General features: G+C 64.8%; 12 protein-coding genes. 7 read left to right on the forward strand and 5 right to left on the reverse strand.

What is annotated here, in order from left to right; genetic code table 11:
* Positions 1-53: 53 nt before the first annotated feature.
* Both ATY77_RS11755 and ATY77_RS11760 read left to right on the forward strand, forming a co-directional pair.
* The gene (locus ATY77_RS11755; RefSeq protein ID WP_088687453.1) at positions 54-317 is read left to right on the forward strand and encodes an AbrB/MazE/SpoVT family DNA-binding domain-containing protein; all 264 of its coding nucleotides are present in this window, start codon (positions 54-56) and stop codon (positions 315-317) included.
* Complete coding sequence (locus ATY77_RS11760) at positions 314-727, forward strand: type II toxin-antitoxin system VapC family toxin (RefSeq protein ID WP_088687454.1); 414 nt, start codon at positions 314-316, stop codon at positions 725-727. The genes ATY77_RS11755 and ATY77_RS11760 overlap by 4 nt, the downstream gene beginning before the upstream one ends.
* A gap of 119 nt (positions 728-846) precedes the next feature.
* Here ATY77_RS11760 and ATY77_RS11765 read toward each other — a convergent pair whose 3' ends face one another.
* The 4 genes from ATY77_RS11765 to ATY77_RS11780 are packed head-to-tail and all read right to left on the reverse strand — an operon-like array spanning position 847 to position 4,609.
* Complete coding sequence (locus tag ATY77_RS11765) at positions 847-2,058, reverse strand: MFS transporter (protein ID WP_088687455.1); 1,212 nt, start codon at positions 2,056-2,058, stop codon at positions 847-849.
* Positions 2,055-3,158 (reverse strand): NAD(P)/FAD-dependent oxidoreductase, encoded by a 1,104-nt coding sequence (locus ATY77_RS11770; protein WP_088687456.1) that lies wholly within the window; start codon positions 3,156-3,158, stop codon positions 2,055-2,057. Before ATY77_RS11770 ends, ATY77_RS11765 begins: the two co-directional genes overlap by 4 nt.
* 1 nt (position 3,159) lies before the next feature.
* Positions 3,160-3,861 carry a cupin domain-containing protein gene (locus ATY77_RS11775; RefSeq protein WP_088687457.1) on the reverse strand — a complete coding sequence of 234 codons (702 nt, stop codon included), beginning with the start codon at positions 3,859-3,861 and terminating at the stop codon, positions 3,160-3,162.
* 1 nt (position 3,862) lies between these two features.
* Positions 3,863-4,609: an SDR family oxidoreductase gene (locus ATY77_RS11780; protein ID WP_088687458.1), complete on the reverse strand. Its 747-nt coding sequence runs from the start codon at positions 4,607-4,609 to the stop codon at positions 3,863-3,865.
* A gap of 100 nt (positions 4,610-4,709) precedes the next feature.
* Here ATY77_RS11780 and ATY77_RS11785 point away from each other — a divergent pair, with 100 nt between their 5' ends.
* Positions 4,710-5,621 (forward strand): LysR substrate-binding domain-containing protein, encoded by a 912-nt coding sequence (locus tag ATY77_RS11785; RefSeq protein ID WP_088687459.1) that lies wholly within the window; start codon positions 4,710-4,712, stop codon positions 5,619-5,621.
* Between the two features lie 22 nt (positions 5,622-5,643).
* Here ATY77_RS11785 and ATY77_RS11790 read toward each other — a convergent pair whose 3' ends face one another.
* Positions 5,644-6,132, reverse strand: coding sequence for a RidA family protein (locus ATY77_RS11790; RefSeq protein WP_088687460.1), 489 nt, complete (start codon positions 6,130-6,132; stop codon positions 5,644-5,646).
* A 135-nt stretch (positions 6,133-6,267) separates the two neighbouring features.
* On the opposite strand from ATY77_RS11790, the gene ATY77_RS11795 reads away from it, so the two are divergent.
* The 4 genes from ATY77_RS11795 to ATY77_RS11810 all read left to right on the forward strand — a co-directional run bounded on the left by ATY77_RS11795 (position 6,268) and on the right by ATY77_RS11810 (position 12,667).
* Positions 6,268-6,960 (forward strand): TetR/AcrR family transcriptional regulator C-terminal domain-containing protein, encoded by a 693-nt coding sequence (locus tag ATY77_RS11795; protein WP_088687461.1) that lies wholly within the window; start codon positions 6,268-6,270, stop codon positions 6,958-6,960.
* Between the two features lie 146 nt (positions 6,961-7,106).
* Positions 7,107-8,018: an adenylate/guanylate cyclase domain-containing protein gene (locus ATY77_RS11800; protein WP_088687462.1), complete on the forward strand. Its 912-nt coding sequence runs from the start codon at positions 7,107-7,109 to the stop codon at positions 8,016-8,018.
* Between the two features lie 288 nt (positions 8,019-8,306).
* The gene (locus ATY77_RS11805; protein WP_088673278.1) at positions 8,307-9,515 is read left to right on the forward strand and encodes an efflux RND transporter periplasmic adaptor subunit; all 1,209 of its coding nucleotides are present in this window, start codon (positions 8,307-8,309) and stop codon (positions 9,513-9,515) included.
* On the forward strand, positions 9,512-12,667 hold the full coding sequence (locus tag ATY77_RS11810) for an efflux RND transporter permease subunit (RefSeq protein WP_088687463.1): 3,156 nt from the start codon (positions 9,512-9,514) through the stop codon (positions 12,665-12,667). The genes ATY77_RS11805 and ATY77_RS11810 overlap by 4 nt, the downstream gene beginning before the upstream one ends.
* Positions 12,668-12,920 lie beyond the last annotated feature (253 nt).

Raw genomic sequence — 12,920 nt, forward strand, 5'->3', positions numbered from 1 at the left:
CGGTATTGGTCGGCGGTATATACCATGGTAGCTATCCTGATCCGGAGGCCATCATGGCAACAAGAACAGCCAAGATTTTTACAACTGGTCGCAGCCAGGCTGTCAGACTCCCCGCGGAGTTCCGCTTCGAGGGGAACGAAGTCTTCGTCCGTCGCGATCCAAAAACCGGCGACGTCATTCTGTCACGCAAGCCGGATTCGTGGGATGGTCTGTTCGAACTCTATGGCAAGGATCCGGTTCCGGACGATTTTCTAGGGGCAGACGACCGTTGGCAGCTACCGCATGATCGCGATCCGTTCGAGGGCTGGAAGGAATGACGGCCTGGATGCTCGATACCAATATCGTCAGCCATATCATCAAGGGCGATCGGCCGGAGATTATCGACCGATTGGCCGCGCTTCCGATGGAGGACATCGTCATCTCATCAGTCACGGAAGGGGAGCTGCTTTACGGTCTCGCTAAGCGTGGATACCCGAAGGCGCTGTCGGAGAGGATCAGACAATTCCTGCTCCGGGTCGACGTCCTCCCTTGGGATCACGATGTTCCGCGAACCTACGGCGACCTGCGCGCCACCTGCGAATCCAAGGGGGTAACCTTGGCACCGCTCGATATGATGATTGCCGCTCATGCCGTCGCAACCGACGCGACCCTGGTCACACGCGACAAAGCTTTTGCTCAAGTTTCGGACCCTTTGAAGACCGACAGCTGGGCAAGCGAACGAAGCTGACGTTTACGTTGCCTTTTGAAAGCTTGTACTCGTGGCTTCGAGCTTTCGAGATCGCGCCTGTTGATGACGATCTTCACGACTTCCGTGGGGAAGCGGCAGCGCCGCCCTCGCGTGAGCCGTCACGAGGCGTAGGCCGGCCGGGCCGCGCGCCAGACCAGGGGAACCAAAACCAGGGCCACAGCCGGAAGCACGATCCAGTTGATCGTTTCCCAGCCGGAGCTGTGCAGCAGCGATCCCGATGAGAAGGAGGCGCAGGCGACCGTTCCGAAGACGAGGAAGTCGTTCGCGCCCTGAACCTTGCTGCGTTCGGCCGGCGTGTGGCAGTCCGCCACCATGGCGGTGGCGCCGATGAAGCCGAAGTTCCAGCCGATCCCGAGCAGGACGAGCGAAATCCAGAAATGGGCGATGTCGAAGCCGGAAAGCGCAACCGCTGCCGAGCCGCCGATGAGCAGCAGGCCGACGGCCGCCACCCGCTCCTTGCCGAAGCGCACCATCAGCCGCCCGGTCACGAAGCTCGGTCCGTACATGGCCAGGATATGCCACTGGATGCCGAGCGCGGCCTGGTCGATCGAATGGCCGTGCCCCACCATAGCGATCGGGGAGGCGGTCATCACGAAGGTCATCAGCCCGTAGGAGACGACGCCCGTCGCGATCGCCAGGAGATAACGCGGCGATGAGAGGATCTGGAACAGCGGACGCTCCGCATGGCTCTCCCGGCCCACGGTTTTCTGCGGCGAGGATGCGCGCAGCAGAAAGAGGATCGGGAAGGCGAGTGCGGCGAGGGCGGCCTGGCTGACGAAGCTTCCGGCGAATGGCGTTCCCGGAACCGCATCACGCGTCCAGATGACGAGCTGCGGCCCGATGATCGCCGCCGCGAGGCCGCCGATCATCACACGGGCGATCGCCCTCTGGCTCTCGGCTCCGCTGGCATTGTCGGTCGCGGCGAAACGGTAGCTCTGCACATAGGACGAATAGAAGCCGGCAAGGCAGGTGCCGAGGCAGAAGATGATGAAACTGCCGAGCACGATGCCGGCCGCGGCGATCAGGCCGGAGACGGTGCCGATCATCGTGCCGAGCAGATAGCCCGCCCGCCGCCCGAAGCGGCGCATCACATAGGCCGCCGGCAGGGTTCCGAGCGCCAGCCCGAGATTGAGCAGGCTGACCGGCAGGGTGATGAGATCGGGATCGGGCGACAGCTGCTGCCCCACGAGCCCGCCGAGCGAAACGACCACGGGCGCGTTCGCGCCGCCGAAGGCCTGGGCGAGCGTCAGGATCCATGAGTTGCGCCTTGCGATCTCAGGGTCTGCCGAAACTTGCTGGATGACGTTCATTCTCTATCCATCTTGGACCGGATCTCGGCGACCGCCCGCTTGGCGGCGATGACGGCGCCGGCGAGATAGCCGGGTTCGGTTTCGCTGGTCTCGCTTCCGGCGAGCAGAAGGCGGGCTTCCCATGGGCCGGATACCCAGCGCGGGCTTCCTGGTATCGGATGTCCGCCGCCGGAACGGTCCGCTGCGATCGACGTCAGCGAATCGGCAGCCCAATCCTTCAGCAGGGTTGCGCCCGGGGCAAGCGCATCGGGGCCGAAAAGTCTCGCAAGCTGTGCGAGGCATGCCTGCTTCAAAACCTCCTCGCCAAGCGCGGCGCGCTGATCCGCCCCGACGCCAAGGAAGCCGAAGAGCGCGGCCTTGCCCGAGGCGGTTGTCGCATCGTGGATTTCGACCAGCGGCCCGACCATGCTCTGCGCCGTGCCGGAGAGGCCGTTTACGCGCCAGAAGGGCTTGTCGTAGATCGCGAAAAACTTTGCATGCGGCGCCATCCATGTCGGCGTGTCGCGCCAGCGGGCGGCGGTTGCCGGATCCTGCGGGGGCGTAAACGTGACCGCCGCCTCCAGGAGCCGCGGCGGCAGGGCGGCGACGACGAACTCCGCATGCAGGCTCTCCGCGCTGCCCTCGCGCGTCCGGACGGTGAGCCGGACGCCGTCTTCGGCGAGGTCCATCGCCGTCACCTTCGTGTCGAGAAGGATGCGCTCGGCGGGAAGCTCCCCCGCCAGCGCGCGGATCGCCGCCGCCGTTCCGCCTGCGAGCCGCATGGACTGCTGGTCCAGAGCCGCCGGCAGATAGCGCTGCGGCTTCTCGCGCGACATGCGTTCGAAGACGACAGCGCCCTCGCTGTTCTGGCCGAAGGAGCGAAGCCCGAGTTCCCCGACGAGCGTCGCCATCGCCGGCTGCATCTCGGGCCAGTACCAGGAAGGGCCGAGATCGAAGCCGTCTTCGGCCGGCATGCCGGATTGATCGGCCGTCAGGATGCGGCCGCCGAGCCGGCCACGCGCTTCCACCAGCAGGGTGTCGGTGCCGGACGCATGGAGTGCGCGCGCCGCATAAAGCCCGGCGAGACCGCCGCCGACGACGGCTGCTTTGCAAGCCTTCATGTCACTTGTCCTTGGGGAGTTCGGGATTGTCGAAGAGGCAGACGTCCTGATGCAGGAGCGGCGCGGATTTATACCAGACGCGGGCGCCTTGCCCTCCTGTCCTGGCGTGAAGCGGCTGCCCGGCCGGCAGGCGAAGCCAGCTCCAGCGGCCGAGAGCGTCGCCCGCCTCGGTAAAGCCGCCGTCGATCACCAGCAGTTCCAAGCCTCTAGGGTTGGCGACCTCGACATCGGCATCCGGGCGCCAATCCTCCAGCATCACGCACTCGTCCGACCCGTCGAAAAGTATCCTCGACGAGGCGACGCCGGCCCGCGACTCGGACGGCCGGCCTTCGCCGGGCAGGCGGACGATGCGTTCGCGATCGGTGGCCTTGAACTGCCAGAGCTTGACCAGGATCGTGCATCCGCGCTCGCTCCGCGGCGCATGGCCTGACCGGGGCGGGTTGCGGACATAGCTGCCGGCGGGGAAATCGCCGCTCTCGTCCTGAAAGACGCCGTCGAGGACGAAAAACTCCTCTCCGCCAGGATGGCGATGGTGCAAGAACCGGCTTTCGCTGATGTAGCGGACGATCGATGTCGCGCGGGCCTTCTCGCCGCCGATCCTGAAAAGCATGCGGCGGTCGACGCCCTTTATCGGGCTCGGCACCCAGTCGAGCGCTGCGGCATGGACGAGGATGCGCCTGGAGAGGTCTTCGTTCAAAAGCATGTCAAAGCTCCGATCTGCCGCCGTCGACGACGATCTCCGCTCCGAGCATATAGCTCGAAGCCTCGCTTGCCAGGAAGAGCACGGCGGCCGCGATCTCCTCCGGCCTGCCCATGCGCCCGAGCGGCACCTGCGCGCCGACACGGTCGGCATAGGCGCGGAACTCTTCCTCGCTCTGGTTCTTGCCGCGATGGATCGGTGTCTCGATCGAACCGGGGCTGACGGCATTGACCCTGATCTTCCTGTCGAGCAGTTCCGCCGACATCGTTCTGGCGAAGGAGCGGACCGCCGCCTTCGAGGCGGACAGGATTGCCCGGCCCGGCGTTCCGACCTGGTTGAGCCAGGAGGTGTTGAGCACGATCGAGCCGCCCTCGCGCATCAGCGGCAGCATTGCCTGCACGGTGAAAAAGACGCCCTTGACGTTCACATCCATTATCTTGTGATAGGTCGCCTCGTCGGTCGTCGCGAGCGGTGTGCCGAGGGCGGCGCCCGCATTCGCGAACAGGATGTCCAGCGATCCGAACACCTCCTTTATCCTGCCGCTTGCGAGGATCAGATCCTCGCGGGAGGAAACGTCCGCCTGGATCGGGAGGACATCGCCGCCGAGCTCGGCGGCCGCAAGGGCGAGTTTTTCCTGAGACCGTCCCGTGATCGCGATGCGGGCGCCGTTATCGCGCAGCATCCGCGCGGCGGCGAGGCCGATGCCGCTCGAACCGCCGGTCACCAATGCGGTCTTTCCTGTCAGAACCATGCGTCAATCCTCTCGTTTGCGGCGAGTCTATCGCGGGGATTTGCGTTCGCGAGGAAAAGACGCCATATCGGATAGAAAGAAAAACTTTGTCGTGAAGCCTATGAGAAACCTCACCAGACTACGCTCGCTGCAGGCACTGGAGGCTTCCGCCCGGCATGGCAGCTTCGTCGGGGCGGCCACCGAACTCGACGTCACGCCGCCGGCCGTCGGCCAGCTTGTCCGCTCTTTGGAGGACTGGGTCGGATATCCCCTGTTCCGGAGAAGCCGCTCCGGCGCGGAGCGCCTGACGCCGGTCGACGAGGCGCAGGACGCCCTCGAAGACATCGCCCAGGGGCTCGACCTTCTCGAATCCGGCCTTCGGAAGCTGCGCGGCCGCAAGGCCCGGTCGGTCGTGATGGTGACGGCCTCGCAGGCGCTGGTCGCGAACTGGCTTATATCAAGGCTCGAAGATTTTTCCTCGGCCTATCCCGGCATCGACGTCCGGCTCGACGTTTCGGACCGGGTCATCGATCTCGCCCAGGGCGAGGCGGATATCGGCATCAGATGCGGCCTGGGTTCCTGGAAGGGGGTGCGGTCCACCTTCCTGATGGGCGAAGAGATCATCGCCGTCTGCCATAACCGGCTCCTGCCTGCCGATCGCGATGTGACCGCAGGATGGATCGCCGAGCAGACGCTGATCCACGACGGAACGCCCCATCCCGGCGGCGACTTTCCGAGCTGGGGCGAGTGGCTCGCCCGAGCCGGCGCCAATCAGGCGCCCGCCGACGGCGGCCTGAAGATCAATTCGACCGCCGCCGTCATCCACGCGGCGGTCGCGGCAAGAGGGGTCGCCCTGGTGCGAAAGGCGCTCGTGGCGCAGGAACTGGACAGCGGCCGATTGGTGCATCTGCTGCCGGAGGTCCGCTGGCCCGTCAAATGGGCCTATTACATCGTCGCCGCGCCCAAGGCTCTGCGACGGCACGAGGTCGCCGCGTTTCACGACTGGCTGGCGGGGCGCTCCCTGCAGCGATGATCGCGGGCGGCCGTCGCCGCCGCTATTCGAGCATGACGACGGCTTCGACTTCGAACAGCATGGGGTCGATTGCAAGCTTGGGCACGGGGATCAGCGTCTGCGCTGGCAATGCGTCGCCGAACATCTCCTTGACGTTTCTGGTCAGCACCTCGAGCTTGGACATGTCGTGATCGACCACGAACACCGTGAGTTTGGCGACCTGATCCGGCCTTGCGCCGAGCGCATCGAGGGCGGCGCTGAGGTTTGCGTAGGCCTGCTTCACCTGGACGGCGAAGTCAGGCGACAAGGCTCCGGTGCCGTCCTGGCCGCCCTGTCCGGAGATGTAGGCGAGCCGCGCCTGGCGGGGCACGATGACGGCGGTGCTGTAGCCGTTCGGCGTCGGGTCGTAGAGCGTCTGCGGATTGACGATGGTCAGCTTGCGGTCATCCGCATTCGCCGTCGTCATGTTTTGAACTCCTGTCGTCATGATGATGATGCCTCCAATGAGCAGATGCTTGATTGCGCGTGACATGGTTTCCCCTGCAGGATCGAATTGACTCGTACAATGTACGATTGGATGGCATCGTACATCGTACGAGTCAACAGTCAGGATCGACATTCCCCAAGTCTCGGCTTAAATCGGCATAGTGATCGACAGGGAAGACGGATGGCAGGCAAACGCAGCGGCGCGCAGAGCAGACGGCCTCGAGGGAAAGCTGCGTCACCGCGCTCCGTGCGGGAGCCTGGCAATGAACCGGCTCTGTCTCTGGAACGGATCGTGGCGACCGCGGTCGAACTGCTGGATGCCGAGGGCATCGACGGATTGACGATGCGGCGGCTCGCCGATCGTCTGGGTTCAGGTGCGATGAGCCTTTATTGGCATGTCGAAAACAAAGAGAAAGTCTTCGATCTGGCGCTCGACTCGGTGCTCGAATATCGAGTGTCCGAGCCGGCCGGATCGCGGGACTGGCGCGGGGAAATCGTCCAAATGCTTGAGGACTGGCGCGCCAACATGCTGCGCCATCCCTGGTCGGCATCGCTGCTGCCGCGCCGGGCGCTCGGCCCGAACATCCTCGCTCGCCTGGAGCGGCTGAACAAGATCCTGTCCGGCGCCGGTGTCGCTGAGGCCGACTTGAACGTGGCGATATGGTCGCTCTGGAACTACGTGATCGGCGCTACCGTCACCCGGGCGAATTTCGATCTTTCGCAGGAGGACAGGGCGGCCGCGCAAGAGCGCCTTGCCGATCTCGGCGAACGCTACCCGGCACTCGCACGCTCCCGTCTGCTGCTCGACGACGATTGGGACGGCGCTTTCCGGAAAGGCCTCGACTTCCTGCTCGACGGCCTCGCTCCGAGATAACGAGTTGCACCACGCGCCGACCATCGGCAATTATCGGTGGCAAGAAACACAAAGGCTTAGTAACGTAGGCTCGCTGCAACCGCCCATATTGCCTGGGCCAGCTTCAGTCTATGCAGCGATCTTCGGACGGCGCGGAGACGAGGACCATGAGTGAAACGCGGCGCAAGCTGACGACGATCTTCTGTGCTGACGTGCAGGACTATACACGGCTGATGGGCGCCGACGAGGAGGGGACGCTGGCAACGCTGAAGCGTTGCCGGGAGGCGATGGGGCACCTGATCGAAAGCCATGGCGGCCGCGTCGTCAACACCTGGGGCGACGGACTGATCGCTGATTTTCCGAGCGTGGTCGAGGCGGTGCGTGCTGCCGTCGATACCCAGAACGAACTTGCCGGCTTCAATGCCGGCCGCCCGAGCGACGGGCGCATGCTCTTCCGCATCGGCATCAATCTCGGCGATGTGATCGTCGAAGGCGACGACATCTATGGCGACGGCGTCAACATCGCTGCGCGGCTGCAGACCTCGGCGGCGCCCGGAGGCATCGTGATTTCGAGCACCGTCTACGACCAGGTGCGAAACAAGGTGGCCGTCGGTTTCGAGTTTCTCGGGCCGCTGGTCGTCAAGAATGTCGAAGAGGGTGTGCCGAGCTATGCGGTCAGGATCGGCGGCGGGAGCGAGGAGGCGGCGCCTGCCGAAAGGCCGGCTGCCCGGCCGCTGCCCGTCGCCGCCGCCGCCGTGGATGCGGCAAGGCCGGTTCCCGGCAAACGCAGGCTGTTTGCCGTACTCGGCGTCATCGCCGCCGTGCTGATCGGCATCAATCTCCTGTCGTGGCAGGGCGTTTTCTGGGCGCGTTTCCCCGTGCTTGTGCTTGCGGTGGTCGCGGCGCTCATCTGGAATCGCGGGCAGACCTGGTTCGACCGCAAGTCCGCTGCCTTCGCGATCGTGGCGCTCGGCATTATCGGCATCAACCTGTTCACCTGGGAAGGCCGCTTCTGGGCGGTCTGGCCGATGCTGGGGCTGGCGGCGGCGGCCGGCCTGCGGTGGTCGTTGCGCCGCTAGAGCCGCCTCTGGTTTTGCCGCGCAATCTTGCCTCGAAATCGGTCGCGTCAAGACGTTTTCCAGCTTCGTTCAAGCAAAAGTGAGCGCCGGGGTTATTTCCATTCTTTGCTGATATTACAAATCGGTAATGCCGGGTGCTTATGCTTGCCGTTAAGCTGTAAACGCGCGATATTGTCGCATCAGCAGGGAATCTTGTTCCCTGGGGATCCGGACCCCTGGGGGATCTCGATCCCGCAGCGCCTCTTTCGACCGACCCTGGTCCAACCTCGAGTCCCTCCGGAGACGTGAATGGCCTTTTGGAAGCAGTTTATACTTTCGCTCATCGTCATCATTGCCGGCTTTGCCGCATGGGTTTTCTTTGTGCCGGGTGCCGGCGATACGATGCGCGCTGCAGGCATTCCGGAGAGCCTCGTTTCCAGGATCGCGCCCAAAACTGCTGAAACCGCCGATGCCGACGCTCCCGCCCGGGCGGAAGGACAGCAGCGCGGGCAGGGCCAAGGGCAGGGGCAGAACCGCCGCGGCGGCGGGCGCAACGGCGCCGTTCTCGTCGCCACCGAAGCCGTCGTCCAGGGCGTCGTCAACGACCGGCTGAACGCGATCGGCACCGGCGATGCGATCCGCTCGGTCGCGGTCACGCCGCAGGCAACGGGCACGATCCGCGAAATCCTCATCAAGTCGGGCGACAGGGTGAAAGCCGGCCAGGTGCTCGCCAAGCTCGACAGCGAGGAGCAGGTGATCGCTCGCGGCCAGGCGGATGTGGCGGTGAAAGCCGCCGTCGAGAAATCCAATCTCTATCACAACATCAAGTCCAGCGTGTCGCGCATGGACGTCTTCGATTCCGAGATCGCCGAGCAGGGCGCGCGGCTGCAGCTGCAGGCGGCCGAGCTCAATCTCGCCCGGCGCAACATCACCGCGCCGATCGACGGCATCGTCGGCATCGTGCCGGTCAATATCGGCGACAACGTTACGACCACCACGCCGATCGTTACTCTCGACGACCGTTCGGAAATTCTCGTCGATTTCTGGGTGCCGGAGCGCTTTTCCAATACGGTCGCGGTGGGGCAGCCGGTCGAGGCCATGTCGGTGGCAAAGCCGGGGCAGATGTTCTCGGGCGTGATCGAGGCCGTCGACAACCGCATCGACGCGGAGAGCCGCACGTTGCGCCTGCGCGCCCGGATCGACAACTCGTCGGACGAGCTGCGCGCCGGCATGTCCTTCAGCGTCAGCATGAAATTCCCCGGCGACAAATATCCGGCGGTCGATCCGCAGTCCGTGCAGTGGGATTCGCAGGGCTCCTTCGTCTGGCAGGTGACCGACGACAAGTCGCACAAAGTGCGGGTCAGCGTCGTGCAGCGCAATCCTGATTTCATTCTCGTCAAGGCCGACCTCAAGGATGGCGACAAGATCGTCACGCAGGGCCTGCAGCGCGTGCGTGAGGGCGGGGCGGTGCGCGTTTCCGCCGATGTCGCTGCGAATGCGGAGGTCGCGACCCAATGAGCGTGACCGAAATTCATCAGGGCGGATCGTCGGGCAAGCAGAGCTTCACCGCGCTTTTCGTTCGCCGGCCGATCCTGGCGCTGGTGTTCAACACGCTGATGGTCGTCGCTGGGCTTGCGGCCTATGTCGGCGTCGAGGTGCGCGAGCTGCCGGATGTCGACCGTCCCGTCGTCACCGTGCGCACCACCTTCGACGGCGCATCGCCGCAGACGATCGACCAGGAATTGACCAAAGTGATCGAGGGCGCGGTCGCCCGCGTCAGCGGCCTGAAATCGATCTCGTCCACCTCTTCCTTCGGCCAGAGCCGGGTGACGCTCGAATTTTCCGATGCGATCGATCTCGCGGTCGCCGCCAACGACGTGCGCGATGCGATCGGCCGCATCACCCAGAACCTGCCCGACGAGGCGGATGCGCCGCAGATCGTCAAGGCGGATTCGGATTCCTCGGCGATCATGCGCCTTGCCGTCACCTCCACCAACCTCAACATGGACGACCTGACGCAGCTCGTCGAGAACGAGGTGATCGACCGGCTGGCCTCCGTCGACGGCGTGGCCGACGTCGAGGAATATGGCGACCAGGAGAAGGTCTTCCGCGTCGATGTCGACCAGGGGGCGCTCGCGAGCCGCGGGCTCACCATCGGCGACCTGACGAAGGCGCTCGACAATGCCGCGCTCGACGTGCCGGCCGGCTCGCTGAAGAGCGCGACGCAGGATATCGTCGTGCGCGCCACCGCCAACCTACAGACGCCGGCCGATTTTTCCAACGTCATGCTGCAGGACCGGGTCCGCCTCGGCGACGTCGCGACGGTGACGCTTGGGCCGCGCGACGGCGACACGACGCTGCGCTCCAATGGCAAGCCCGGCATCGGCCTCGGCATCATCCGCCAGGCGCAGTCGAACACGCTGAATATCTCGACCGGCATCAAGGCCGCCGTCGAGCAGTTGTCGAAGACGCTGCCCGAGGGAACGACGATCGCCATCACCAGCGACGACGCCGTCTTCATCCAGGGCGCGATCCATGAGGTGGTGCTGGCGCTGGTGCTGGCTGCCGTCATCGTCACGGCCGTCATCTATCTCTTCCTGCGCGACTGGCGGGCGACGCTGATTCCGGCGGTCAGCATGCCGGTGGCGCTGATCGGCACGCTGGCGGCGATCTACATGGTCGGCTTCTCGATCAACATCCTGACGCTGCTCGCGATCGTGCTGGCGACCGGCCTCGTCGTCGACGATGCCATCGTGGTGCTCGAAAACATCGTGCGCCGCCGCGCCGAGGGCATGGGACCGCGGGCTGCCGCCGTGCTCGGCACGCGCGAGGTGTTCTTCGCGGTCGTTGCCACGACCGCGACGCTGGCGGCGGTGTTCATCCCGCTCTCCTTCCTTCCGGGGCAGGTCGGCGGTCTCTTCCGCGAATTCGGCTTCGTGCTCGCCTTCTCGGTCGGGCTATCCTCGATCGTGGCGCTGACGCTGTGCCCGATGCTGGCTTCGCGCATGCTGACGAAGCCGATGATCGAGGATCACGGTGCGCTCGGCCGCTTCGGCGGCGCGCTCGCCCGGCTCTACAAATGGGCGCTGCATGGCTGCCTGAATGCGCCGTTCGTCGTCATCCTCTTCTCGGTGATCTTCGCCGGCGCCGCCCTCATCGCCTTCTCGACAGTCAAGAGCGAGCTGACGCCTGAGGAAGACCGCTCGATGGTGATGATGCGGCTGACGACGCCGCAGGGATCGAGCCTCGAATATACGCGCGACAAGATGCAGCTCGTCGAGGAATATCTGCAGCCGCTGGTCGACAGCGGCGACATCCGCAACGTCTTCTCGATTTCCGGCCAGGGCGGTTCGCTGAACAGCGGCTTCATGGTGCTGACGCTCGCCCCCTGGGGCGAACGCCAGCGGACGCAGGCGGAGATCGTCGTCGACATCAACCAGGCGGCGGCGAGGGTGCCGGCGCTGCGCGGCAACGCCATCTCCTCCAACAGCCTGCGCATCCGCGGCGCCGGCAGCGGCGTGCAGATGGCGTTGGTCGGCAACGATCACGAGGCGCTGACGGCGGCTGCCGCCAAGCTGGTTCAGGCGCTCGAAGCCACCGGCCAATATGATACGCCGCGCCTGACCAACGAGCCGAGCCAGGCGCAGGTGTCGGTGGCGATCGACCGCGAGCGCGCCTCCGATCTCGGCATCGACATTACCGGGCTTTCGACGGCGATCCAGTCGCTGCTCGAAGGGCGCTCGGTGGTCGATGTCTTCGTCGACGGCGAATCCTATCCCGTGCTTCTGACCTCGACGACGCGGCCGATCGATGATCCCACAGACCTCGAAAACGTCTTCCTGAAGACCGGCGACGGCAAGATCGTGCCGATGTCCGTCATCGCCACGATGAAGGAGGGTTCGGTCGCGCCGCAGCTGAACCGCGAGCAGCAGCTCGCCTCGGTCGCGATCACCGCCGGGCTGAAGGACAACATGTCGCTCGGCGACGCGGTCAAGCAGGTGACCGAACTCGCCGAGCCGCTGCTGCCGCCGGGCGCGCGTCTGCTGCCGCTTGCCGAAGCCGCGACGCTGGAAGAGAATTCGAACGGCATGGCGCTGACCTTCGGCTTTGCCATCGTCATCATCTTCCTGGTGCTGGCGGCGCAGTTCGAAAGCGTGCTGTCCTCGCTGATCATCATGTCGACGGTGCCGCTCGGCCTTGCCTGCGCCGTCTTCGCGCTCATCATCACGGGCTCCAGCCTCAATATCTACAGCCAGATCGGCCTGGTGCTGCTTGTCGGCGTCATGGCGAAGAACGGCATTCTGATCGTCGAATTCGCCAATCAGCTGCGCGACAGGGGCGAGGATGTGCGCTCCTCGATCGAGAAGGCCTGCGCGCTGCGCCTGCGCCCCGTGATGATGACGATGATCGCCACCATTCTCGGCGGCGTGCCGCTGGTCTTTGCCCATGGCGCCGGAGCCGAAGCGCGCGTGGCGCTCGGCTGGGTGATCGTCGGCGGCCTCGGCTTCGCGACGCTGGTGACGCTGTTCATCACGCCGGTCGCCTATCTCCTGCTTGCCCGCTTCGCCAAGCCGCACGCCCATGAGGAAGCGCGTCTGCACGAGGAAATGTCGGTTGCCACGCGGCCGCGGCCGGCGCCCGACGAGGAGCAGCTGCAGGCCGCCGAATAGGCCTTCCATCCGCATCGAGCACGCCGCCGGATTCGCATCCGGCGGCGTTTCTTATGGTGTATGAAGTCTTGGGAAATAAGATAAATTTCGTCTGAAGATTAGCCGTTTGTTAAGTATAAGCGGCAATGATCGTGACCAGGAACCGACTGGTCTTCTTCGTTTTTTTGAAGACTGCATGCGCTGGAACACAGCGACCCCGGACATGAGTGTCTGCGCGGAAGGTTCATTCCTGTTCAGTTGCGTTCTGTTGTGT

It is taken from the genome of Rhizobium sp. R634 (genome assembly GCF_002211305.1).
In the GTDB taxonomy this organism is placed as follows: Bacteria; Pseudomonadota; Alphaproteobacteria; order Rhizobiales; family Rhizobiaceae; genus Rhizobium.